This is a genomic window from Arthrobacter sp. NPDC056691, assembly GCF_042791415.1.
Lineage (GTDB): Bacteria > Actinomycetota > Actinomycetes > Actinomycetales > Micrococcaceae > Arthrobacter.
On sequence record NZ_JBHTXX010000024.1, the window covers coordinates 69,331 to 93,309 of the forward strand.

The 23,979-nt window shown below is 66.7% G+C and carries 15 protein-coding genes; 6 read left to right on the forward strand and 9 right to left on the reverse strand.

All coding sequences use genetic code 11. The annotated features are described in order from the left end of the window. Positions 1–76: 76 nt before the first annotated feature. Together ACFRAU_RS17815 and ACFRAU_RS17820 are read right to left on the reverse strand one after the other, a co-directional pair. Positions 77–3,613 (reverse strand): bifunctional proline dehydrogenase/L-glutamate gamma-semialdehyde dehydrogenase, encoded by a 3,537-nt coding sequence (locus tag ACFRAU_RS17815; protein ID WP_378000914.1) that lies wholly within the window; start codon positions 3,611–3,613, stop codon positions 77–79. A gap of 506 nt (positions 3,614–4,119) precedes the next feature. Then, complete coding sequence (locus ACFRAU_RS17820; protein WP_378000915.1) at positions 4,120–5,580, reverse strand: amino acid permease; 1,461 nt, start codon at positions 5,578–5,580, stop codon at positions 4,120–4,122. Between the two features lie 157 nt (positions 5,581–5,737). On the opposite strand from ACFRAU_RS17820, the gene ACFRAU_RS17825 reads away from it, so the two are divergent. The 4 genes from ACFRAU_RS17825 to ACFRAU_RS17840 all read left to right on the forward strand — a co-directional run bounded on the left by ACFRAU_RS17825 (position 5,738) and on the right by ACFRAU_RS17840 (position 9,512). Beyond that, on the forward strand, positions 5,738–6,769 hold the full coding sequence (locus ACFRAU_RS17825) for a LysR substrate-binding domain-containing protein (RefSeq protein ID WP_377994708.1): 1,032 nt from the start codon (positions 5,738–5,740) through the stop codon (positions 6,767–6,769). A 57-nt stretch (positions 6,770–6,826) separates the two neighbouring features. Next, complete coding sequence (gene panD, locus ACFRAU_RS17830; RefSeq protein WP_377994707.1) at positions 6,827–7,255, forward strand: aspartate 1-decarboxylase; 429 nt, start codon at positions 6,827–6,829, stop codon at positions 7,253–7,255. Positions 7,256–7,410: 155 nt separating this feature from the next. Continuing rightward, positions 7,411–8,337, forward strand: coding sequence for an AEC family transporter (locus tag ACFRAU_RS17835; protein WP_378000916.1), 927 nt, complete (start codon positions 7,411–7,413; stop codon positions 8,335–8,337). 53 nt (positions 8,338–8,390) lie between these two features. Beyond that, positions 8,391–9,512, forward strand: a complete 1,122-nt coding sequence (locus ACFRAU_RS17840) for an FAD-dependent oxidoreductase (protein WP_378000917.1) — start codon at positions 8,391–8,393, stop codon at positions 9,510–9,512. Between the two features lie 18 nt (positions 9,513–9,530). On the opposite strand, the gene ACFRAU_RS17845 is transcribed toward ACFRAU_RS17840, so the two are convergent. The 3 genes from ACFRAU_RS17845 to ACFRAU_RS17855 all read right to left on the reverse strand — a co-directional run bounded on the left by ACFRAU_RS17845 (position 9,531) and on the right by ACFRAU_RS17855 (position 14,784). Next, positions 9,531–12,173 (reverse strand): trehalase-like domain-containing protein, encoded by a 2,643-nt coding sequence (locus ACFRAU_RS17845; protein ID WP_378000918.1) that lies wholly within the window; start codon positions 12,171–12,173, stop codon positions 9,531–9,533. A gap of 130 nt (positions 12,174–12,303) precedes the next feature. Further along, positions 12,304–13,626, reverse strand: coding sequence for a hypothetical protein (locus ACFRAU_RS17850; protein WP_378000919.1), 1,323 nt, complete (start codon positions 13,624–13,626; stop codon positions 12,304–12,306). A gap of 168 nt (positions 13,627–13,794) precedes the next feature. Further along, complete coding sequence (locus tag ACFRAU_RS17855; RefSeq protein WP_377994702.1) at positions 13,795–14,784, reverse strand: LLM class flavin-dependent oxidoreductase; 990 nt, start codon at positions 14,782–14,784, stop codon at positions 13,795–13,797. 154 nt (positions 14,785–14,938) lie between these two features. Between ACFRAU_RS17855 and ACFRAU_RS17860 the strand changes: the two genes are divergently transcribed. Together ACFRAU_RS17860 and ACFRAU_RS17865 are read left to right on the forward strand one after the other, a co-directional pair. Further along, positions 14,939–16,651 carry a helicase HerA-like domain-containing protein gene (locus tag ACFRAU_RS17860; protein WP_378000920.1) on the forward strand — a complete coding sequence of 571 codons (1,713 nt, stop codon included), beginning with the start codon at positions 14,939–14,941 and terminating at the stop codon, positions 16,649–16,651. Positions 16,652–16,780: 129 nt separating this feature from the next. Further along, the gene (locus tag ACFRAU_RS17865) at positions 16,781–17,773 is read left to right on the forward strand and encodes a hypothetical protein (RefSeq protein WP_377994700.1); all 993 of its coding nucleotides are present in this window, start codon (positions 16,781–16,783) and stop codon (positions 17,771–17,773) included. 139 nt (positions 17,774–17,912) lie between these two features. Here the strand turns inward: ACFRAU_RS17865 and ACFRAU_RS17870 are convergent, their stop codons facing one another. The 4 genes from ACFRAU_RS17870 to ACFRAU_RS17885 form a co-directional block, all read right to left on the reverse strand. Beyond that, complete coding sequence (locus ACFRAU_RS17870) at positions 17,913–18,749, reverse strand: DUF559 domain-containing protein (RefSeq protein WP_378000921.1); 837 nt, start codon at positions 18,747–18,749, stop codon at positions 17,913–17,915. Between the two features lie 233 nt (positions 18,750–18,982). Then, positions 18,983–20,956, reverse strand: coding sequence for an NHL domain-containing thioredoxin family protein (locus tag ACFRAU_RS17875; protein WP_378000922.1), 1,974 nt, complete (start codon positions 20,954–20,956; stop codon positions 18,983–18,985). Beyond that, a complete protein-coding gene (locus ACFRAU_RS17880) occupies positions 20,956–23,067 on the reverse strand; it encodes a cytochrome c oxidase assembly protein (RefSeq protein ID WP_377994698.1) in 2,112 nt (703 codons plus the stop codon). The genes ACFRAU_RS17875 and ACFRAU_RS17880 overlap by 1 nt, the downstream gene beginning before the upstream one ends. A 168-nt stretch (positions 23,068–23,235) precedes the next feature. Beyond that, positions 23,236–23,520 (reverse strand): HU family DNA-binding protein, encoded by a 285-nt coding sequence (locus ACFRAU_RS17885; RefSeq protein ID WP_003803320.1) that lies wholly within the window; start codon positions 23,518–23,520, stop codon positions 23,236–23,238. Positions 23,521–23,979 lie beyond the last annotated feature (459 nt).

Consider the following 23,979-nt stretch of genomic DNA (forward strand, 5'->3'; position numbering starts at 1 on the left):
AACAGAACGGGCGGGCACCATTTGGTGTCCGCCCGTTCTGTTTGCCTTATCAGGGGTCGCCGGATCAGCGAGCCCCCTAGATCAGCGGGTCGGAGAGGTGGTTCGGTGTGCCGAACCGGTGGGCCGTGATGCTGACGGCCTGCTCGTGCAGGAACGGCAGCATTTCAATACGGCCGGCCTCCGTCACCTCGTGGGCGTAGATGGCCAGATCCGGACGGCCGCCGGTCGCTTCGGCCAGGTCAGCGGCGGAGCCGCCGATCAGGCGGATGCGACCGCCGGACAGCTGGCCGGCCGCGGCGCGACGGGCCGCGGATGCCAGCCACGCGGCGTCGTCCTCCACCGTCACGGCGATGTCCAGCCCGGTGAGTACGGAACGCAGCTGGGCGGGAAGTTCGACGCCGGACGAAACGGTGAGCGGGGCGCCGGCAAGGACGCCGGCGGCTACTGTCCGGACGAGCGGCCGGAGGGATTCGCCGTCGGACAACCTGACGGTGACCGGCAGCGCACGGTAGCGGAAGATGTTCCGCTCGGCGCTGAGGTTCGAGACGTCTTTGGCGGTGCCGAAATCGTCTGCCCAGGCGAGGGCATCGGAGCCCAGCGCCCGCCGCAGCGCCTCGGTGTCGGCCTCGCTGAATTCGCCCGTCACTGCGTCCAGGAGACGCTGCACCCTGCGGTTGGCGATGCCCGCCGCGCCGCCCTGGGTGCTCTGGGCGCTGGCCCAGTCGCCGAGGCCGGCGAGGTAGTTGGGGCCGCCCGCCTTGGTGCCGGCGCCAACCGCCGACTTCTTCCAGCCACCGAACGGCTGGCGCTGCACAATGGCACCGGTGATGCCGCGGTTGATGTAGAGGTTGCCTGCCTGGATGGTGTCCAGCCACACTCCCAGCTCGTCCGTGTTGAGGGAATGCAGGCCGGCGGTGAGGCCGTACTCGATCTGGTTCTGGATGGCGATAGCTTCTTCCAGGGTGTCTGCGGTCATGACGCCGAGGACGGGGCCGAAGAACTCGGTCAGGTGGAAGTAGGAGCCGCGCTTGACGCCGTAGCGGACGCCCGGGCTCCAGAGCCGCCCGGTGCCGTCGAGCTTGCGGGGCTCGACGGCCCAGTTCTCGCCGTCGCCGAGGGTGGTCAGCGCGTTGAGCAGCTTGCCCTTGGCCGGCTCAATGATCGGGCCCATCTGGCTGGTGGGATCCTGCGGGTAGCCCACTTTGAGGGAGGTCACGGCGTCGATCAGCTGGTTGTGGAACCGCTTGGAGGTGGCCACGGAGCCCACCAGGATCACCAGCGAGGCGGCGGAGCACTTCTGGCCGGCGTGGCCGAAGGCGGAGTAGGCAACATCCTTGGCGGCGAGGTCCAGGTCGGCGCTGGGCGTGACGATGATGGCGTTCTTGCCGCTGGTTTCGGCCAGCAGCGGCAGGTCCTTGCGGAAGGAACGGAACAGCTCGGCGGTCTCGTAGCCGCCGGTCAGGATGACCCGGTCCACGGCGGGGTGGGAAATCAGCTGCTGGCCCAGTTCGCGCTCGCCCAGCTGGACCATGGTGAGGACGTCGCGGGGAACCCCGGCCGCCCAGAGGGCCTCGATCATCACGGCACCGCTGCGGCGGGCCTGCTTGGCGGGCTTGATCACGACGGCGGATCCGGCGGCGAGGGCCGCGAGGGTGGAGCCGGCCGGGATGGCGACCGGGAAGTTCCACGGCGGGGTGACCACGGTGAGCTTCGCCGGGACGAACGTGGCGCCGTCCACCAGGTCCAGCCTGCGGGCGGACTCGGCGTAGTAGTGGGCGAAGTCCACGGCTTCGCTGACCTCGGGGTCGCCCTGGTCGATGGTCTTGCCGGTTTCGCTGGCCATGACCTCGAGCAGCTCCGCGCGGCGAGCCTCGAGGACGTCGCCGGCGCGGTGCAGGATTTCGGCGCGTTCAGCACCGGACAGCGCGCCCCAGGCGTTGCCCTTTTCGACGGCCGTTGCGATCACGGTATTGAGGGTGTCCGCGTCGGCGATGGTGGCGGCTTCAACGGAAGCGTTGCCCAGCGTCGATGTCGGAACGCGGTCCAGGATGGCCCGGCCCCAGTCACGGTTGGCGGGCAAGGACGGGTCCGTGTCCGGGGTGTTCCGGAAGCCGGTGCGGGGCATCGGATCTTCCGGGAGGCTGCGGTTCTGCCTGCGGTTGGGCGGCGGGACCTCGTCGTCGAGCTTTTCCAGCGATGACAGGAAGCGCTGCTTTTCGCGCTCGAACAGTCCCTCGTTTACGCTGAGCTCAAAGACGGCGGACATGAAGTTTTCCTGGCTGGCGCCCTCTTCGAGGCGGCGGATCAGGTAGGCGATGGCGACGTCGAATTCGGCCGGGTGAACCACCGGCGTGTAGAGCAGCAGGGAGCCGACGTCCTTCTTGACGGCCTCGGCCTGGCCCTGCGCCATGCCGAGCAGCATCTCGAATTCGATGCCCTGCTCTGCGGTATCCGCGATGCCGCGCTGCTTGGCCAGCAGCCAGGCGAAGGCGATGTCGAACAGGTTGTGGCCTGCGACGCCGATGCGGATGTTGGAGATCCGGTCCGGGTGCAGCGCGTAGTTGATGACGCGCTTGTAGTTGACGTCCGAGTCGAGCTTGGTGCCCCACGTGGCCAGCGGCCAGTCGTGCAGCGAGGACTCCACCTGCTCCATGGGAAGGTTGGCGCCCTTGACCACGCGGACCTTGATGGCCGCGCCGCCGTCCGCGCGGCGGGCCGCCGCCCATTCCTGCAGCCGGATCATGGCGGCGAGGGCGTCCGGAAGGTAGGCCTGGAGCACGATGCCGGCTTCCAGGTTCTTGAATTCCGGCTTGTCCAGGATCCGGGTGAAGACCGCAATGGTCATGTCCAGGTCCTTGTACTCCTCCATGTCCAGGTTGATGAACTTGGGATTGGGGAACGAGGCGGCGCGGGTGAAGAGCGGAGTGAGCTTCTCGACGACGTGCTCCACGGCCTCATCGAAGGCCCAGGCGGAGTGCGGGGCCACGGTGGAGGACACCTTGATGGAGACGTAGTCCACATCCGGGCGGGCCAGCAGCGTGTGGGTCCCCTCGAGCCGGCGGGAGGCCTCGTGCTCGCCGAGTACAGCCTCGCCGAGGAGGTTCACGTTGAGCTTGATGCCGTCCTTGCGGATCTTGGCGATGGCCGGGCCCAGCTTGGAGTCGGTGGCGTCAACGATGAGGTGGCCCACCATTTCGCGGAGGACCTTCCGGGCCACGGGAATGACAACCTGCGGCAGGACCGGGGCCATGAGGCCACCCGCCTGGACAGCGCTGCGCATGTACCAGGGCAGGAAGGCGGGAACCTTCGGGGCGAGGGCGGCAAGGTTGCGGGCGGCGACGTGCAGGTCTTCGGGACGGACGACGCCGTCTACGAAGCCCACGGTGAAGTCCAGGCCGTTGGGGTCCTTGAGGACGCCGGCGAGCTGCTCGGCGGAGGCGTCCACGGGAACCTTGCTGGCCTCGGTCAGCCAGCGGCGGACGAGGGCGATTGCGTCGGTGGCCAGAGCTGTCGCTTCGGCGACGTCAGACCCTGCCGAAGGGGTGGCGACGGCGCCGGTGACAGCGGCGTCCTTGCCTGCCTGCACGCGGTGATCCGTTGCGGTGTTGGTCATGGCTTTCCTCGTTCTTTCAATGCGATTTGATCGTCTTATCCATCAGTATGAGCCTCGGGTCCCTTAAGATAAAGCGACCTTTTCTTAGCAATACACATTAGAAATACCGATCGTTCTGTATTCCTGCTGGACAGCCCAAAACGACGCCCCTCCGGCGCCGACGCGGGACGTGAGGAAGGGTTCGGGAAATCCCCGCAGGACGTGAGGAAGGGTTCGGGAAATCCCTGCGGGACGTGAGGAAGGGTTCGGGAAATCCCCGCAGGACCTGATGGAGCGTTGGGGAAATCCCCGCGGGACGTGAGGAAGGGTTCGGGAAATCCCCGCGGGACGTGAGGAAGGGTTCGGGAAATCCCCGCGGGACGTGAGGAAGGGTTCGGGAAACCCAAACGCTCCATCAGCTTCTGTCGCCTTTTCCCAAACGCTCCATCAGCTCTCGCCGCTAAAAGACGGACCCTCCCGCACCTGGGGTGCGGGAGGGTCCGTCGGCATGGCAAAGAACGAGGGAGCTACACGGGCGTGTGCATCTCCACAGCCTCGTTGTGCCGCGGGCTGTTCGGGTTCATGAGGGAGTGCCGCTTGCCGTAGCCGAAGTAAATCACCAGGCCGATCACGAGCCAGATGACGAAGCGCAGCCAGGTTTCCCAGTGCAGCTGGAACATCAGGAAGGCAGAGGCCAGGACACCGAAAGCGGGGACCACCGGCATCAGCGGCAGACGGAAGGTGCGCGGCGCCTCGGGCTTGGTGTAGCGGAAGATGATCACGGAAACACACACCACCACGAACGCGGCGAGGATGCCGATGTTGGTGAGGTCGGCGACGGCCTTGATGGGGAACACGCCGGCCAGAAGCGCCGACGCAATGCCGCCGATCCAGGTCACGCGCTGCGGGGTTCCGTGCCGGTCGGTCTTCGAGAACCAGCCGGGAAGGAGACCGTCACGGCTCATGGAAAACCACACGCGGGTGACGCCGAGGAGGAACGTGAGCATCACGGTGAGGATGGACAGCACGGCAAACACGGAGATGATGGTCGCGATGACGGGAAGGCCGACGCCCTGGAACGCCGACGCGAAGCCGGCAGCGGGATCAATGTCCTTGTAGTTCTGCATGCCCGTGAGCACGAGGGTGGCGGCAACGTAGAGCAGCATGGCAATGATGAGCGACAGGATGATCGCCTTGGGCATGTGCTTCTTGCCGTCGGTTGCCTCTTCGGCCGCCGTACTCATGGCGTCGTACCCAAACACGGCGAAGAACACGGTGGCTGAGCCGGCCAGGACGGGCCCGAAGCCGCTGGGCATGAACGGGTTGAAGTTCTGGGTGTTGATGTAGAAGACGCCCAGCCCGATGATGAACAGGATCAGGACGACCTTGATGGCAACGGCGATCAGTTCAAACCGGCCGAAGGTCTTGGTGCCGCGGGAGAGGATCCAGGTCACCAGCAGACAAACAAGGATGGCCGGGATGTTGATGATGCCACCCTTGCCCTCGTCCACCGTGGACGTCATCCATGCGGGCATGTGGATCCCGATGCCGGACAGGAAGGCGTCAAAGTAGCCGGAGATGCCGATGGCCACCACGGCCACGATCGCGATGTACTCCAGCAGCAGGTCCCAGCCGATGAACCAGCCGATGATTTCGCCCAGGGCGACGTAGCCGTAGGTGTAGGCCGAGCCGGCGCGGGGGATCATGCCGGCGAACTCTGCGTAGGACAGCGCCGCGGCGGCCGAGGCCAGGCCGGCGATCAGGAAGGAAATCAGCACCGCAGGTCCGACGCCGGGCGTGTCCGCGCTGCCGTGCGCCACCAGGCCTGCCAGGGAGAAGATGCCGACGCCGATGATGCCGCCGACGCCGATGGCGGTCAGCTGCCACAGCCCGAGGGACTTGAATAGGCCGCTGTGCTTGTTCTCTACTTCGATATCGTCAATGGGCTTGCGCCTCAAGATTGACTGCGACGGATCTGTTGTACTCATCGGGACTCCTGCGTAGGTGCGGCCCCATCATTTCGCCCTGTGATGGGGGTAACTCAATCTGTTTAGTATGCAAGCGTTGTTGCATTAGATAAAGTGCATACTTCTAACCAGTATTCGTTAGTCCAACTATTCATTTGTGCAATCCAAGGAACAGTCCATGCTTGATGTCCGCCGGTTGAGGCTGCTCCGCGAGCTGAAGATCCGGGGCACGCTCGCCGAGGTGGCAGCAGCCCTGCAGTTCAGTCCTTCCTCAGTTTCCCAACAATTGGCCCTGCTTGAGAAGGAAGTGGGGGTGGAACTGCTCAGGAAGACCGGGCGGCGCGTGCAACTGACCCCGCAGGCCGAGGTTCTGGTGGCGCATACAGCCCACCTGTTGGAAACCCTGGAGCAGGCCGAGGCGGACCTGGCCGCATCCCTGACCACCGTCTCGGGCACAGTACGGATCGCCGTCTTCCAGTCCGCGGCGCTGGCTCTGATGCCTGATGCACTGACCCGGCTCGCAGCGACATACCCCGAGGTTCGGATCGAGATGACGCAGCGCGAACCGGAGACGGCGCTGCATGAGACCTGGGCCCGCGACTTCGACCTGGTCATCGCCGAGCAGTACCCTGGCCACGCGGCGCCCCGCTACCCCGAACTGGACCGCGTACGACTCACAGGCGACGCTATCCGCCTCGCAGTGCCGCCGCCCGCCGAGGGCAGGGCGAAAGTCGAGTCACTCGCAGACACTGCGGAGATGCCCTGGGTGATGGAACCGCGCGGCGCGGCGTCGCGGCACTGGGCCGAGCAAGCCTGCCGGAGTGCAGGCTTCGAGCCCGATGTCCGCTTTGAAACGGCAGACCTGCAGGCCCAGATCCGGCTGATCGAGTCCGGAAACGCCGTCGCCCTGATGCCGGATCTGGTGTGGACCGGCCGGGGCACCACGGCCAAGCTGCTGGACCTTCCCGGCAAGCCGAGGCGGACGGTCTTCACGTCCGTGCGGCGCTCCGGCGCGCAGCGCCCAGCCATCCTCGCCGCCCGCGAAATCCTCGCTTCCACGGCCGCCTCCATTGCGGCCGCCCAGGAAATCGATACCGGAGCGGACGCCTCCGGCGCCCCCGCGACAACGAGCGCACCGGCCACAACAGCAGCAACGGCACCAATAGAAGGAGCGGCAGACGGAACAACAAAAGACGGAGAAGCGGTGTAGCGGGGTGTTCCCTGGCTCACAGCCAAGCGTTGACCCCGGCGTTAGACTGTTGACGTTATGAATCGCACAATGTTTAAGTCCAAGATCCACCGGGCCACCGTCACGCACGCGGACCTGCACTACGTGGGTTCCGTCACCGTTGACCTGGACCTGCTCGACGCTGCCGACATCCTGCCCGGCGAGCTCGTGGCCATTGTGGATGTCACCAACGGCGCCCGCCTCGAGACCTACACCATCGCCGGCGAGCGCGGTTCCGGCGTCATCGGGATCAACGGCCCCGCAGCCCACCTGGTGCACGAGAACGACACCGTCATTCTGATCACGTACGCGCAGATGACCACCGAGGAAGCCAGGGCGTACCAGCCCAAGGTTGTCCACGTGGACAAGGACAACCGCATCATCCAGCTGGGCAACGACCCCGCCGAAGGCCTCACGCCGGGCCTGCTTCGGCCGCCCTTCGCGCTCAACAACGCCGCACTGAGCTAACTTCAACGCGTGGCCAACTCTGGCGCGGTCCCCAAGTAACAAGCCAACGCAACCGCGAGATCCCTGCCACAAGACCAACCGCGGCTGAATAAATCTGATTAGGCTGGGATGGTGGATGCCACCCCCTGCCCAAACATGCCCCCGGCGGCAGCCCCGTGCTAGGCGTCCTCGCAGGCTTTTTCGTGGTCTGGTCCATCATTCTGGTGGGCATGTTCGTGGGCAGGCGCAAGATCCTGGGCGAGAATGCCCGCCAGGTCCTGAGCGGACTGACCTTCTTCGTGGCCAGTCCCGCGCTGCTCTTCGAGACGCTCAGCCGGGCGAGCCTGCACGATGTGTTCGCTGCTCCGCTGCTCGTGGCAGCAGTCGGCGCCGTCACCACTGCCGCCCTGTTCTTTGTCATCGTCAGGTTCCTGCTCAAGCGGAGCGTTCCGGAATCGCTGATGTCGTCCATGAGCGCCTCACTGGCCAATTCCGCCAACCTGGGTATCCCGATTGCCGTGTACGTCCTCGGCGACGCCAGCCATGTGGCTCCCCTGCTGATCTTCCAGCTGGCATTTTTCACGCCGATGTTCCTCATGGCCCTCGATGCCACCACCAGCTCGCACCGGACCACGCCGCTCCGGTTCGTGATGCTGATCCTGAAGAATCCCATGATCGTCGGTTCCGCCCTTGGCCTGCTGGTCGCAGGAACGGACTGGCAGGTCCCGCCACTGCTGCTGGAGCCCATCCACCTGATCGGCGGCGCCGCAATCCCGGCCATGCTGATGGCCTTCGGCATGAGCCTGAACGGATCAAAGCCGTTGCAGGCAGCCGCCGGCCGGAGAGCCGATGCCCTGCTGGCCAGCGGCTTCAAGCTCTTCGTGCACCCGGGCGTCGCCTACCTCTTTGCGCGTTTCGCCCTCGGTCTGGACGGCCCGGCACTGTTCGCCGTCGTGGTCACCTCCGCCCTGCCTACCGCCCAGAATGTGTTCGTCGCCGCCAGCCGGTACAAGGCCGGGCTCACGGTCGCGAAGGACACCGTCCTGATCACCACCATCGTGGCCGTGCCCGCGATGATCGGCGTGGCCCTGCTTCTGGCATAACCGCCGCCCCATCCCTAACCGCGCCGCGGCTGCCACCCGAACTGGAGGAAATCTTGAACACCACCCTGGACACCGTCATCATCGGAGGCGGAGCCATGGGTTCCGCCGCAGCCTGGGCGCTGGCTGCCCGTGGGCGGGACGTGACCCTGCTCGAGCAGTTCACGCCCGGCCACCACAAAGGGGCCTCGCACGGCGCCACCCGGAACCTGAGTCTCGCCTACGCCGAGCCCGAGTACGTCGCCATGCTGGCCGAAACGCTGAAGCTCTGGGCCGAGCTCGAAGACGAGAGCGGCGAGCGGCTGCTGGCGCGCACCGGCGTCGTCAACCACGGCCCCGACCCGCGCATCGGCGAGATCCACGCAGCGCTGAGCAGCGCCGGCCTGCGGGCGGACTTCGTGCCGCCCGCCGAAGCCGGCGAGCGCTGGCGCGGCATCCGCTTCGACCAGCAGGTGCTCCACATGCCCGACGGCGGCCAGCTCAACCCGGAGGCCGCCCTTCCGGCGTTCCAGCGGCTCGCGGCGAGGAACGGTGCGGCAATTCGGCATGGCGTGAAGGTTGTGGGGCTGGAAATACTCGACGACGGCGTCCGGCTCACCGTGGACGACGGCGGCCGGACGGAGGTGCTCACCGCCCGGCAGGCGGTGGTCACCGCGGGCGGCTGGACCTCCAAGCTGCTCGCAGGCTCAGTCACAACCCCGCGGCTGACCGTGACCCAGGAACAGCCGGCCCACTTCGGCATCACCGACGACGGCGCCACGTGGCCGGGCTTCAACCACTTCCCTGGCCAGGGCAGGGACTACGCCGGCTGGTACTCCCCCGTGTACGGCATGCTGACCCCCGGCGAGGGCGTCAAGGCCGGCTGGCACGGCGTGGGGCCCGTGGTGGATCCGGACCGGAGGTCCTACCTGCCCGAACCGCGCCAGCGCGCAGCCCTCCAGCAGTACGCGAGGAATTGGCTGCCCGGCGTGGACGCCGACGCGATGACCGACATCAGCTGCACCTACACCACCGCACCGGACCACAACTTCGTACTGGACCGCATCGGCCCCGTGGTCATCGGGGCAGGCTTCGCCGGCCACGGCTTCAAGTTCACGCCGGTGGTGGGCCGGATCCTCGCGGACCTTGCCACCGGGGCAGGCCCTGCGCCGGCGATCTTCGCGGCTTCCCGGGCGTAGGTCCCGGACAGGACAGGGCTAGCTCCGCTGGTGCCGGTCCAGGAGCCGGGCGCAGCGGATGAACCCGAGGTGTGAGTACGCCTGCGGGTGGTTCCCCAGGTGCGTCTCGGTGCCCGGGTCGTATTCCTCCGGGAGCAGGCCGGTGGGGCCGAACAGGTTGACCAGCTGGTCGAAGAGATCCCAGGCGTCGGCGATCCGGCCCACCGCCACGTACGCCTCAATCAGCCAGGTGGTGCAGATGTGGAACCCGCCCTCCAAACCCGGCAGGCCGTCGTCGTACTTGTACCGGAAGACCGTGGGTCCCACCCGCAGTTCCCGCTCCACGGCCGTGACGGTGTCGAGGAACCGCTGGTCGTTGACGTCGAGCAGGCCGGACAGCCCGATGTGCAGGACCGCGGCGTCGAGGTCGGGGCTGTCGTAGGCGACGGTGTAAGACGCGGAACTATCGTCCCAGCCCTCGCGGAGGACCTCGTCCCGGATGGTGGCCGCCGTGTCCGCCCAGGCCGGCTCGGGGCTGCGGCCGTGGCGTGCGGCGGTGCGGAGGGCACGGTCCAGCGTGACCCAGCACATCACCTTGGTGTAGACATGGTGGCGCGGTGCGCGGCGCGCCTCCCAGATGCCGTGGTCCGCCTCATGCCAGCGTGCCAGCACGGCACTGGCCATCTGGACCAGCAGCTCCCAGTGCCCGTCCGCCAGCGAACCCTGACACTCGCTCAGTCCGTGGATCAGCTCGGCAATCGGGCCAAAGACATCCAGCTGGACCTGGTGGTCCGCGGCGTTGCCGATCCGCACGGGACGCGATCCCGCGTACCCGGGCAGGCTCTCGATGATGGCCTCCGTGGACAGCGGTGCACCGGTGACGGAATACAGCGGATGCAGCCACTCCGGCCCCGGGGCGTTTGCCAGGATGCCGGTCAGCCAGCTGAGGAATCCTTCTGCTTCCGCTGTTGACCCCAGATCCACCAGGGAGTTGACGGTCATCGAGCCGTCGCGCAGCCAGCAGTAGCGGTAATCCCAGTTCCGGGTCCCGCCGATGCCCTCCGGAAGGGACGTGGTGGGGGCCGCGAGCACTGCGCCCGTGGGCTCATGGACCAGCGCGCGCAGCACCAGGGCCGAACGCCGCACCAGCGACGGTTTGACGGACGGCAGCGCCAGGCCCTGCACCCAGCGGCGGGAATGATGGGCGACGGCGGCCCGGCGGTCCGCCTCGTCCGTCACCGCCGCGCCGGAAGCCGACGGACGGTGTGGTTCCGTATCGCCGCACCGGAGGTTGAGGACCACCGGCCCGTGCCGCAGGTTGACCTCGGCGGTGGCCGTGGCGTGACGCCCGTCCGTGGTGACGGCGAAGCTGATGCCCGGTGCCAGCAGGATGATGGGATCAGAGGTGCCGACGACGTGAAGCTCGCCGCCGCGGGCCTCCATGCTGAACGGCGCATTGGCGTAGTCCGGCCGGGGCGCGAAGACGATCCGCGCCGCGCCGGTGCCGGACAGTACCCGGACCAGGCTGGTGATGCCTTCCGGCGCGGGTTCAAGGTAGTCGGTCACGGTGACGTCCGCCCACCGCGTTTCCACGATCATGGTGCTGTCCACGTACCGCTGGCCGAGCACCCGCGACGCCTTGACCGGTTCCACCGAGAAGTGCCCGGCGGCGTCGCCGCCCAGGATGTGGGCAAAGAGCGAGCCCGAGTCCGGCAGGGGGTGGCTCATCCAGCAGATCTTGGCCTCGGGCGTCACCAGCGCCGTGGAGGAGCCGTTCCCGATCATGGAATGGCGCTCCAGGCCGACGGCGTCCTCACCGAAAAGCCAGGCCCGGCGCAGCTCGAAGAGGATTCCGAGCACGCGCGCAAACGACTCCGGATCCTTTAGCCGGTGTTTGGCCGACGTTGGCAGGTCACCCACCCAGAGGCCCATGTCCGGGCCGCGGAGCGTGGCCATGGCCAGTTCGTCGCTCATGGCGTCACCCGCGTACAGCGCCGCGCTAACCCCCAGGCGTGCGCGCAGGTGGTCCAGGGCATCGGCTTTGGACGGCTGCGCCACGGACAGGTCGAGGACAGAGCCGTCCACGATGAAGAACAGCCCCAGGGCCCGGGCCACCTCCTCCGCTTTCCGGGCGCACTTGGCAACGATGTCCGGGGCGGCGGGCCTGGTGTGGACCGAGACCGCAACGGGCTTCCGTTCGATGGTGATTCCCTTGTAGGCGCCCACCGCTTCGAGCAGCGCCTGGTTGGCCTGCTGCAGCACCGACTCGGTGGCCAGGGACAGTCCGTGGGCGAATCCCATGTCGAACTCCGCCCCGTGCGAACCCACCAGGTGGACCTCGGCGGGAAGCCTGGAGACCGCGGCCAGGTCACGCAGGGACCGTCCGGAGATGACGGCCGCATGGGTGTTGGGCAGGGCGGCCAGGGCGCGGAGGGCGATGGCCGCGCCGCCAAGCGGCAGTGTTTCCGTGGAGATGCCTTCGGCGGCACACAGGGTGCCGCCATAATTGCAGGCGACGAGCAAGCTGGGAGTCCGGGCCAGAACCTTCAGTTCGCCGAGCAGCTGGGGTGTGAGCCCGTCGTCGGCAGCCTCCGACTGGACGAAGGCCCGCAGCAGGCCCAGCGGAAGGGATTTGGTCAGCAGTGCGGAATCGGCCACCGTCTGGTTAAGCGGAGTGGGCATGCGCGGTAATCCTTCGGATCATCCCCAATCGGTCTTGGACACCTCAAGTGTCCGACGCGGCCGTTTCCCCTGAATATCCCGGCTATTGCGTTCGTGTAACTTCGCGGGCCGAAGTTACAGCCAACTGGATTCAGCAGTTGGGCGAATCGTATTCGTAGGCTCCGGCATCAGCGGCGGCCGTTCCGGCACAGTCCCCGTTCTGCACTGAGGGCTTGCTCATGAGATCCATTGTGTAGGGCGTGGTGCCGGCCCTGTCGATAGCGGGGCTGGTGCCCGTCAGGCGGAGGTCCGCCGGAGCACCCAAGAAGCGGGCCGCCGCCGTCGTGGACGTGCTGTTCGGAGTGATGTTGACGGGACCGTTCAGGACGTTCTGCTTCTCGGTCCAGCCGGAACCGTTGATCCACAGGGAGTTCTTGACGCCCACCAGGATGTTGGCGCGGATCACCGTCGAGGCGGGGCAGGTCGCGTGGCAAACGACCGCCTGCGACTGGGTGCCGGTCAGGTAGACGGTGTTGAACTCGAAGACGGTGCCGTTGGTGGGTCCGAACGACGTTCCGTTTCCACGGGCAATCAGGCCCTTGGCCTCGGAGCAGTTGGCGCCGCAGGTTGATCGGATGAGGTTGTAGCGGAACGTGTTGCCGTCTGCCGTTCCCGAGGACTTTCCAAGTTCGGAGAAGTTGTTGTTGTCCAGCGACACATTGTGGTGAATGCTGTTGCGGTTGCCGTTGTAGATTTCGAACGCACCGCCGTCCTGGTTGTAGTCATAGGATTTGCCGGTGGACCCGCTGACGGTGTTGCCGGAAAACTCGTTATCGCTGCCGTTGATCAGCACGCCAAAAGCCCCGGAGTCGTCGCTGCAGTTCACTGCGGCCGACGTTCCGCAATTAGTGCCCGGCGTATTCACATTCATGACGTTGTTGCTGGCCAGTGAATTTCCCGTGTATTTGCCGAAGTCGGAGCCTGCGCCGACTTTGAGCCCCACCGCATTGTAGGACGCACTGGAGTTCCGCACGGTATTGTGGTCGCCGGTAACACTGATTCCGGCGTATCCGCAAGTCAGGGCGCGGAGGCCCTCGACGGTGGTGTAGTTGCCGTTGATTCGGATGCAGTTTCCGGATTTCCCGCCGGTGATTATGGGGGCGTTGCCCGTGCCGTAGCTGTTCAGCGTAATGGGGGCGGTGGAGGCTCCGCTTTGTGCGGTGACGACGCCGCCGCTGAAGGTGTCGCTTCGGCGGAAACTGACCGTGTCACCAGGCTTGAGGACCGCCTGGTTTACCCTGGACAGCGTCTTCCACGCCGCTGTTCTGGCCGTCCCGGAGTTGCTGTCGCTGCCGGCGGCGCTGACATAGTACGTGGTGCCGGCGGCGGACGCCGGAACAGCAGCCCCGGCGCTCAATCCGCCGGCCATGAGGAAGATCGCGAGAATAGCGGTCGTAGTTGATTTAATTTTCATGTCCCCCACCCGGAAAACCTGCGTCTGCAGAAACTTTTGGAGCATCCCGAATTGCAGGCGCGGTTCGGCCCGTAATCAGGAGCAAATTGAGACCTTGCGCAACTAAAGCTAGGTTCTGCCCTTGCCGAAGTCAAAAGATATCTGCTAATAATTTCTTTCCCGTTGGGTTCAGACGCTGACCAGTCCGGCCACCTCTGCAAGGAGCTCAACCGAACGCAGCCGCTCTGTGGTTCCGGTGCTCTGGTGCGCCACGATGAGTTCGTCGGCGTCGGCGTGCCGGGCGAAGCCGTCCAGGTAGTCCAGGACGACGTCCGGGGTACCCACGGCCGAGTACTTCATCATCTGCGACACGTGCTGTCCCTGCGGCGAGTCCAGGATCATGTCGGCTTCGTCGTCGGTGAACTGGCGCCCGCCACCGAAGAACAGTGAGACGCGGGCCCGCATCGTGGCGCGCAGGATCTCCTGGGCATCCGCGGCGGCGTCGGCGGCCACCACGTTCACGCCGGCGATGACATGCGGCGCGGCAAGCTGCTCCGACGGCTTGAACTCCCGGCGGTACACGGCGACGGCGTCCTGCAGCGCGTTCGGGGCAAAGTGCGAGGCGAAGGCGTACGGCAGCCCCAGCTGGGCCGCCAGCCGGGCACCGAAGAGGGAGGAACCCAGAATGTAGAGGGGAACGTTGGTTCCCTTCCCCGGCGTTGCCTCAACGCCCTGCACGCGGGTGGGCCCGGACAGGTAGCCCTGCAGTTCCAGGACATCCTGCGGGAACGTGTCGGCCGCATGCGGGTCACGGCGCAGCGCGCGCATGGTGTTCTGGTCGCTTCCAGGGGCACGGCCGAGGCCCAGGTCAATCCGGCCGGGATGCAGGGTTTCCAGGGTGCCAAACTGCTCGGCGATGGTGAGCGGTGAATGGTTGGGCAGCATCACGCCGCCGGCACCCAGCCTGATGCTCCCGGTGTGGGCGGCAACGTGGGCGATCAGCACGGACGTGGCAGAGGACGCGATGGCAGACATGTTGTGGTGCTCGGCGTACCAGACCCGCCGATAGCCGAGCTTTTCGGCCAGCTGGGCCATCGCGACGCTCCCGGCAAAGCTCTCCGCCGCCGTCTGGCCCTTGCCGATGGTTGCCAGGTCGAGGATGGAGAGGGGAACAGTCACGGCAGGACGGCCTTTCGTAGGGGGTTGTGCAGCTGCCGGCCCCGCTGTGGTCCGGCACGTTGGGAACAACGACGGCGGAGCCCGGGTTATTTCTTTCCGCGCCGGTGACGCTGTCCACATATCCCGTCCATTCGCCTCCCGCTATGCTGGCGGCATGGCCAACAAGTCCACCGCAGATAAAGTAGCCACCATCCAGAAGGGTTACGCCCTGGAGGGTGCCACCATCGAACTGGGCGCCGCCATCGTCGACGGCGAACTGCACAAGGACGCGCCGGTCCGGCTGCCGCTGTCCATGATGAACCGGCACGGGCTCGTGGCCGGGGCCACCGGCACGGGCAAGACCGTCACCCTGCACATGATGGCCGAGCAGCTCTCGACCGCCGGGGTGCCCGTGTTCCTGGCCGACATCAAGGGCGACCTCTCCGGGCTTGCCACGGCGGCCACCGGGAGCGACAAGCTGGCCAAACGGACCGAGAGCATCGGTCAGGCATGGTCCGGGAAGACGTTTCCGGTGGAGTTCCTGGCCCTCGGCGGGGACGGCGACGGCATCCCCGTCCGCGCCACGATTACGTCCTTCGGGCCCATCCTGCTCTCCCGCGTCCTCGAGCTCAACGACACACAGGAATCAAGCCTCCAGCTCGTGTTCCACTTTGCGGACAAGAACAACCTTGAGCTGGTGGACCTGAAGGACCTGCGTGCCGTCATCCAGTTCCTCATCTCCGACGAGGGCAAGGAAGCGCTCAAGGAACTGGGCGGCCTGTCCAAGGCCACCGCCGGCGTCATCCTCCGCGAACTGGTGACCCTCGAGGCGCAGGGCATGGAGCGGTTCTTCGGCGAACCGGAGTTCGACACCGCCGAGCTGCTCCGCACGGCCCCTGACGGGCGTGGCGTCATCAGCTGCCTGGAGCTGCCCACCCTGCAGACCAAGCCGATGGTCTTCTCCACGTTCCTGATGTGGCTTCTCGCGGACCTGTTCGAGGACCTGCCCGAAGCCGGCGACCTCGACAAACCCAAGCTCGTGTTTTTCCTCGACGAGGCGCATCTGCTCTTCAACGACGCCTCCAAGGCCTTCCTGGAAGCCATCACCACCACCGTCCGCCTGATCCGTTCCAAGGGCGTGGGCATCTTCTTCGTCACGCAGACCCCGAAGGATGTCCCGGCGGATGTCCTCGGGCAGCTGGCCAACCGCGTCCAGCACGCACTCCGGGCATTCACGCCGGAGGATGCGAAAGCGCTCAAGGCGACCGTCTCCACGTTCCCCGTCAGCGACTATGACCTCGAGGAGACGCTGACCTCTGCGGGCATCGGCGAGGCTGTCATCACCGTCATGAACGAGCGAGGCGCCCCAACGCCGGTTGCCCTGACCCGCCTGCGGGCACCGGAATCCGTTATGGGTCCCAGCACCGCCGAACTGGTCAGGAGTACCGTGGCGGGATCGGCGCTGCTCGCGAAGTACGGCACTGCAGTGGACAACGTCTCAGCGTACGAGAAGCTGACCGGCAAGGCTGCGGCGCCCACCGGCGCCGCGGCACCCGGGCAGCCGCCGGTGCCCTCGCCCGAAATATTCGTCCCCGGCAGTCCTGACCCAGCAGCCGTCGACAACGAAGCCCGCCGCATCGAGGAGGAGATCCTCGGCCGCCCCAGCAGCAGGCAGTCCGGCGGCCCGCCCAGCAGCACCCAGCCCGCCCCTCCGCCCCCGGCCAGACACCAGGCTCCGCAATCCGGCGGCATGATGGATGACATCACCGGCGCCCTCGGCGGGGTCTTTGGCAGCGGCCTGAAAAGCATGGCCCGGTCCATGGGAACGCAGCTGGGCCGGGAACTCCTGCGGGGCGTTTTCGGCACCTCGTCCCGGCGCCGCCGCTAGCGCAAGGCGCCGCCGGCAACGGCGCCGGAGGCCCCGCCGTCGGGCATTCCGGAACGCTGGCTGCACGTCATGGGGACCGCCGCTACTCCAGAGTTGCCTGGCGTTGCAGGTAACGTGGGGTGCGTGCAAATGAGTCAAGCGTTGGTGAAGACGGCGGCCGGATGGCTGCTGGGCCTCATGCTTGCCATTGTTGGCGCCATCATTTCGGTCAATCTGGTCAACTCCTCCGTGGCCAGTCCGCAGCAGCCCGTGCGCGAATATATTGAGGCCCTGCAGCACGGCGAAGGTGAACGGGCGCTGGGCCTGCTCCGCGCGTCGGTGCCGGACGCCGACCCCGCAATGCTCGACGGCACGGCCCTGCAGACGTCGGCTTCACGGATCACGAACGTCAAGCTCGGCGCCGCAGTGGCGCGCGGCGGCAACCGGGTGATGGTGCCGATGGACTACACCATCGACGGCAGCCAGCTGCACACCGAGTTCCTGCTGGAAAGCACCGGAACCGAATGGCTGTTCTTCCACAAATGGTCCTTCGTGCCCACCACGCTGCCCACCGTGGACGTGACGGTGGTGAACTCCAGCGAGGCAACGATGAACGGCGTGCCGGTGAACATGCCCGGCGGGCACAGCAGCTTCTCGGTGTTTTACCCGGGCGAGTACGAGGCGTCCCTCAACGGCCAGTACTTCGCAGCTCCCCCCACCCGGGCCACAGTCTCCGGACGGGAGGCTCCCGCCGCCCCGCTGAACCTGCTGACACATGCCACGGACGAACTGAACCAGGCGGTGTCCGCCCGGGTCAAGGAGTTCCTCGACAAGTGCGCCACGGAGGCCAGCCAGCAGCAGCGGCTCCAGCCCGACTGCCCTTTCTACCATGTTACGAACAACCGGATTGAACCCGGGACGATCAAGTGGAGCATCACCGAGTACCCGAAAGTCACCATCGAGCCTTTTGACGGCAAGTGGGTGGTGGCGCCGCTGGACGGCAAGGCCAAGATCACGGCCGAGGAGGTCGACCTGTTCACCGGAGCGGTCTCCCCGCTGGACGTGGAGCACGAATTCAGCTTCACGACGCGGCTGGACATCGCCGGCGACACCATCAAGGTCACGCCGCTCCTCACCTTCTAGGGCTGCGCTCTCCAGGGGCTGCCGCAATACGCGTCACGCTGAGCAGCTTTTCGGGACGCCCGGCCTGGGTGCGCCCGCCAATCCGGGGCGCAGGCAACGGGTGCCGGCCAAAAACCTGCCTGGTGTGACGCTGCCCGGCTCAACTCCGCGCCTTACGCGCTCCCCCCGGCCCCGCGAGGACCGCCAGGACCTCCGCCAGCATCCGCTCGGGCCGGTGCACCACGTCTGCGTAGTAGTAGCGGAGCACCGTATAGCCCTGAACCACTGACCTGTTGTTCCGCTGGTGGTCCTTCTTCACCTGCGCCCATTCGCCGTGCTGCCTGCCGTCGAGCTCCACGACCAGCCAACCCTCAAGCAACAGGTCAACATGGCCGACTCCCTTGATGTGCACCTGGGTATCGACGTGTATTCCAGCCTGCCGGAACGTTGTCCGGGCCAGAGTCTCGAGGAGCGACTCGGCACCACGGTCCACCCACCCCAACACCTGGCGGGCCTTGCCGTTGCGCTTGCCCGGCAGCCGCTCCTGCAGGAACTGCACAGTCATCTCCCCGCGTCCCACAGCGCACTCCACCATCACGAGCGACTCGCGCGGCGGCAGACAGCGCAGCGCGTGGATCAGGACATCGCCCAGGGCGGCCACGGGGCGGTGCGGGTGCGGCGGCAGGATCAGTTGCCGGTGAGCCACCTCGCCGTCGGCAGCTACGCCCCGGTGGTGGCGGACATGCCGCAGCTCAGCAGGCGCCACAGTCCAAAGCCGGTAGAAGGGCGCCGCGCTGATGCACGTCAGGAGTTGCCGGCCAAGGAGCAGCGCCACGTCGGCCGGGGCCGCGGTGGGGAGTGCGTACAGTCCCCGGGCAGGCTGCGGAAGCCCCGCACGTACTGCCCGGCGCAGGGCAGCATCGCTGACGCCAAGCCTGGCCAACACCGGCCGCCTGGCCACGCCGCCGCACAAAGTGAGCGCCCGAATAACGTCCATGCCGCCATGGTGCACGCGCAGCGGACCTCCGGGCACCGGCCAGTTACCGTATGTGGAATGTCCGGGCCCCGTATGTGGAATGTCCGGGCGTCACGCCGGGCACGTTTTTGCGTCTTGGGCTGCGCACAGTCCGCGACTTTCCGGTGCGTGCCTCCCCCTGTATGTGTAAAAGGCTGCCGCCCGTGACGCGTGGTCACGGACAGCAGCCTTTGCGGTGGTTCCTGCCGGTGGACCTAGTCCATACCGCGCAGGTCCAGCACCAGGTCGGTGTCGCCGTCGGCCTGCAGCACCACGGGGATGCCCCAGTCCTGCTGGTAGAGGTGGCAGGCGGCGTGGTCCGGGATCTCGCCGTCCTCGGTTTCCGGACCGTCGCAGGCAGCTGCCCGGGCCGTAATGTGCAGCACGCCCTCCGGGACGTCGGAGGCCAGTTCCAGTGTGCGGAGCAGGCCCACGGAGGTGCCGCCGCCGGACACAAGCAGCTCCGGCGGCGTGGAGGAGATCTTCAGCTGCGTGGGGTCGCCCCAGCGGTCATCGAGCTTCTGGCCGGTGGGCGCCGTGAAGCGGACCGTGAGCTCCAGCAGACCGGGTGCCACAGGGCTCTTGGGCCGGTGCGTCTGGGAGGCGCCCTCGTCGACCTGCTGCGCTTCCTTGGGAATGGGCACGTACACGAGCTGGTGCTTGTTCGCCTCGACCACCACCAGCAGCGGTTCGGAGCCCGCCACCTGGGTGTGGTCGACAATCACGTCCGATGGCTCGGCCAGACCCCGTGCCAGCGTGGACACGGTGCCGGCGGCCGGGTCGTAGCGGCGCACAGCACCGTTGTAGGTGTCGGCAATCGCCACGGAGCCATCCGGCAGCACGGTGACACCCAGCGGGTGCTGCAGGCGCGCCGCGGACGCCTCGCCGTCGCGGAAGCCGAAGTCGAAGAGGCCCTTGCCCACGGCTGATTCAACGGTGACCGTTCCGCCGTCGTCGATCACCAGCTTGCGCAGGGCAGAGGTCTCGGAGTCGGCCACCCAGATATTTCCGTTGGCGTCCTCGGCCAGACCGGACGGCTGCGCAAACCAGGCCTCGTGGGCGGGCCCGTCCAGCAGACCTTCCAGTCCGTTGCCGGCGACGATCGAGACATCGCCGGTGAGCGGCTCGAAGCTGAAAATCTGGTGCACGCCGGCCATGGCGATCACCACGGCGTTCAGCTTGCTGGACCAGACGACGTCCCATGGCGAGCTGAGCGCAACATTCAGGGGGTGGTCCCCCAGGCGCCCCGTAAAGCCGGCGGCGTCCTCGTCCACGCGGGCGGGCCCGGTCTCGAGGAGCCGCTGCACGCCGCTTCCGGCGAGGGTGGTGACAGTTCCGTCGGCGAGCGACAGCCCACGCAGGCGGTGGTTGACGGAGTCGGCAATTACGACGTCGTAGCCCGTCTTCTCTGCCACGTCTTCCGGCAGCAGGACAAGACCCTGAGGTTCGTTGAACCGGGCGACGCCGGCGGGGCCGTCGGCATGGCCCTTGTCCCCGGAGCCGTAGGTGCTCAGCACAGTCTGGAAATCGGTGTCGAGTTCCAGGACGCGGTGGTGGCCGGTATCGGTGACCAGCCAGGTGCCGGCGTCGGGCTCTTCGCCTGACGCCGATGCCGAACCCCGGCCGGCGGGCAGGTAGAGGGCCTTGCCCGGGAACCGCAGGGTTCCCGACGTCGGCTCCGGGGCTACGTACGGGCCGTTGCCGCGGTGCAGGGTGCCGCGCGCCTCGTGCTCGGCGATCAGCTCGGGAATGAGCACGCTGAGGCCGTCAGCGTGGCCTTCACCCGACAGGTGGGCCACGATGTAGCCCTCGGGGTCAATGACCACCAGAGTGGGCCACGCGCGGGCCGTGTAGGCCTTCCAGGTTTCCAGCTCGGGGTCGTCCAGGACCGGGTGGTGGATTTCGTAGCGTTCCACGGCGGCGGCCAGCGCGACAGGATCGGCTTCGTGCTCGAACTTCGGAGAGTGCACGCCCACGGTGACCAGGACGTCGGAGTACTTCTCCTCCAGCGGCCGGAGCTCGTCAAGCACGTGGAGGCAGTTGATGCAGCAGAAGGTCCAGAAGTCCAGGAGCACGATCTTGCCGCGCAGGGCTTCCAGGTCCAAGGACTTGCCGCCGGTGTTCAGCCAGTTGCGGCCCACCAGTTCGGAGGCGCGGACCCGGAGGTGGGTGCGTACGGTTTCGCTCATCAGCGTCCTTCCAGCTTTGAGTTGCGTTCAGCCAGCTTGGCGTCGCGTTCGGCCAATTTGGCAAACATATCGTTGTAAGCGGTGAGATCGGCGTCGTTATTCCTGTCCGCGGCCCGGTCGGTGCGCCGGGTTTCGCGTTCATCTGACCTTGACCACATGATGGCGACGCCGATCGCCACCAGCAGTGTGGGCACTTCGCCAATGCCCCAGGCCACGGCGCCGCCCATCTGCTGGTCCAGCAGGGCCGAGGCTCCCCATGTGCGGCCAAGGTTGCCGAAGTAGTCGGCGGCCAGCAGGTTGGTGCCGCCCATGATGGCTACGCCGAAGAACGCGTGGAAGCCCATGGTGGCCAGCAGGAGCAGGAGCCGGAAGGGGTACGGCGCGCGTCGCGGCAGCGGGTCGGTGCCGATCATGCTGAGCACGAAGATGTAGCCCGTCAGGGCAAAGTGCAGGTTCATCAGTTCGTGGCCCACGTGTTCCCGCATCGCGAGGCTGAAGGCGTCCGAGTAGTAGAACAGCACGATGGAGCCGGCGAAGTTGGCGGCCGCGAACAGCGGGTGGGTAACCACCTGCGAGAACTTCGAGTGCACGAACAGCAGGAGCCATTCCCGGAGGCCGCGGGACCCGTCCCTCCTTGCCGGAAGTGCCCGGAGCGCCAGCGTCACGGGGGCGCCGAGCACCAGGAAGATCGGGGCCACCATGGTCAGGGCCATATGATCCACCATGTGCGCCGAGAACAGGACGCGGCCGTATACCGACGGCGGTCCCGACGTGATGTAGGTCAGCACCACCAGGCCGATGATCCAGTTCGTAGTGCGGAACCAGGACCATTTGTCCCCGCGTGCGCGGACCTTGGCCACGCCGAGCAGGTAGGACACCAGGCCGAAGACTGCGACGGCGACCCAGAGCCAGTCCAGGCGCCACTCGGTGAACCAGCGTGCGGGCGTCAGTTCCGGGGGCAGCTCGTAGCCGGAGAGGATGAAGGCCGGAGAAGCGTCCGGGGCGTAGGTGGTGGGTTCGGGCGGGGCGGAGCGGCCCAGTGCGACGGCGATGCCGGACGTGGCGCCCATGATCAGGAGTTCGGCCAGAATCAGCTGCCAGAGGACGCGCCGCGCGGACATGGCCGCCCCCGCGCGTGCCAGTTGCGGGATGACCCACTGCCTGTGCATGAAACCGATTCCGCCCAGTACCAGTGCGGCGGCCGTCTTCGCGAGGATCAGCTGGCCGTAGGCCGAGCCAAACAGGTCAGCCCAGCTGGTCACCCGGATGCTCGCGTTGACGATGCCCGATGCGAACACCAGCGCAAAGGCGAAGCCTGCGAGCGAGGAGAACCGGCGGAGGACGGGTTCGGTGATGTCCTGGCTTCCGGGCGCGGACGCCTGGCCGCTGCGGGCAGAGTTACGAGGCGCAAGGCTACCGGAGAGGAGCACGAGCAGGATGATGCCGCCCACCCAGACGCTGACCCCCACCAGGTGCAGGCCCAGCGAGTTGATAGCACCTTCGTGGTCGCTGGAGCTGGCGGAGTGGCCGATCAGGGCGGTGGGAATCAACCCGATCACTGCCAGCAGCAGCGTAAACGCGAGACCGGTCAGCGAACGGACCCCGAAGAGGGCGGTTGTCACCACGGCGGCAATAATCGTCACGGCCAGCCAGGCGCGCCCAGTTTCAATGTCCGTCATGAAGTACACGAGGGCACGGGTGAACTCGGCGTCGCCGGAGATGCCCTGGCCAGCCACGTCGGAGTACGTCAACACCAGGACGGCGATGGCGGACAGCGTCCAGGCCACGCCCGCTGCAGCCGCGATGGCCAGGGCGCGGGTGAAGGCCGGGTGCTCGGGGGCGTCGGCATCCTTCGACCGCGCATCTCCCAGCCTGTGCGGCAGGATGCCCGCGGCGAAGATGAGTCCGCCGATGACCGTGGCCAGGGAGACGTTATGGATGGCCTTGCTGACGGGCAGCCCCCAACGGACCAGCGCGCCGGGATCGGAAACCTCGCGGGCGGCGGCCGCCCCAGAGAACAGCAACGCGGCCACCAGTCCCAGGAAGAGGGCACCGAGACCGGCCAGCTGCCAGGCACGCTGAATGCCGAAGGCGCTGTCAGTAGCCCGCATGCCCGAATCGGGCGCGGGTTGCGGGGTTAGGGGTTTTGCTGCTGAGGGCACCTATCCATTGTCCGCTACCGTCGCCAAGGCGGCGAATCGAGGGTTTTGGCGAATCCAGGGTTAAAAGCAAGAGGAGCGGCAACCCTCGGGTTGCCGCTCCTCTGAGCTGCCAAAAGACTACTTCTTGGAGACAGCGGCCTTCAGCTTGGAGCCTGCGGTCAGCTTGACGCTGTGGCCGGCGGCAATCTGGATGGTTTCGCCGGTCTGCGGGTTGCGGCCGGTGCGGGCTGCGCGGTCGGTGCGCTCAACTGCAAGCCAGCCCGGGATGGTGATCTTCTCGCCGGCGGCGACAGAAGATTCGAAAACCTCGAACAGTGCATCGAGCACGGAGTTGACGGCTGCCTGGCTGGTGCCGGCCTTACCCGCTACCTCTGAAACAAGTTCACTACGGTTCTTAGCCATGTATGTCCTCCTGGACGCTCTTGATTCTGGAGCCTGCATGCGGCGTGCGTGCAAGCCACTGTTCGAAAACTTACCAGCTTGCACCCGTGAGGGGGATAAATTCCGCGTGTTTCCGCGACTTTTTGACCTAAATCACCGGTATTTCAACGATTTCCAGCCAAAAGCGGCCTCCTATCCGGATCTTCGCTCCCGTTTGGGCGGCTCCGCCCGGACGCGCCATCAGATCCTGCCGCTTCCCTCCCGACGCTCTGTCAGATCCTGCCGCCTCACCCCCGACGCTTCCGCATCCCTGGCGGGGATCTGCGGAAGCGTTTGGGGGAAACCTGCGACAGCTGCGGAAGGGTTTGGGGAAACGCTGCGGGACGTGATGGAGCGTTCGGGGACTGGGCCAGTTGGTTGTGCCTGTCGGGGCCTGGGGTGGAATGCGGCTAAGCCGGTGTTAAATGCGGGAGGACCCCA

What these genes read in the sequence shown, in the direction of transcription:
- ACFRAU_RS17850 (WP_378000919.1), bottom strand. Translation starts at nt 13,626, where the DNA reads ATGAAAATTAAATCAACTACGACCGCTATTCTCGCGATCTTCCTCATG.
- ACFRAU_RS17885 (WP_003803320.1), bottom strand. Translation starts at nt 23,520, where the DNA reads ATGGCTAAGAACCGTAGTGAACTTGTTTCAGAGGTAGCGGGTAAGGCC.
- ACFRAU_RS17865 (WP_377994700.1), top strand. Translation starts at nt 16,781, where the DNA reads ATGAGTCAAGCGTTGGTGAAGACGGCGGCCGGATGGCTGCTGGGCCTC.
- ACFRAU_RS17875 (WP_378000922.1), bottom strand. Translation starts at nt 20,956, where the DNA reads ATGAGCGAAACCGTACGCACCCACCTCCGGGTCCGCGCCTCCGAACTG.
- ACFRAU_RS17815 (WP_378000914.1), bottom strand. Translation starts at nt 3,613, where the DNA reads ATGACCAACACCGCAACGGATCACCGCGTGCAGGCAGGCAAGGACGCC.
- ACFRAU_RS17870 (WP_378000921.1), bottom strand. Translation starts at nt 18,749, where the DNA reads ATGGACGTTATTCGGGCGCTCACTTTGTGCGGCGGCGTGGCCAGGCGG.
- ACFRAU_RS17880 (WP_377994698.1), bottom strand. Translation starts at nt 23,067, where the DNA reads ATGCGGGCTACTGACAGCGCCTTCGGCATTCAGCGTGCCTGGCAGCTG.
- ACFRAU_RS17820 (WP_378000915.1), bottom strand. Translation starts at nt 5,580, where the DNA reads ATGAGTACAACAGATCCGTCGCAGTCAATCTTGAGGCGCAAGCCCATT.
- panD (WP_377994707.1), top strand. Translation starts at nt 6,827, where the DNA reads ATGAATCGCACAATGTTTAAGTCCAAGATCCACCGGGCCACCGTCACG.
- ACFRAU_RS17845 (WP_378000918.1), bottom strand. Translation starts at nt 12,173, where the DNA reads ATGCCCACTCCGCTTAACCAGACGGTGGCCGATTCCGCACTGCTGACC.
- ACFRAU_RS17860 (WP_378000920.1), top strand. Translation starts at nt 14,939, where the DNA reads ATGGCCAACAAGTCCACCGCAGATAAAGTAGCCACCATCCAGAAGGGT.
- ACFRAU_RS17825 (WP_377994708.1), top strand. Translation starts at nt 5,738, where the DNA reads ATGCTTGATGTCCGCCGGTTGAGGCTGCTCCGCGAGCTGAAGATCCGG.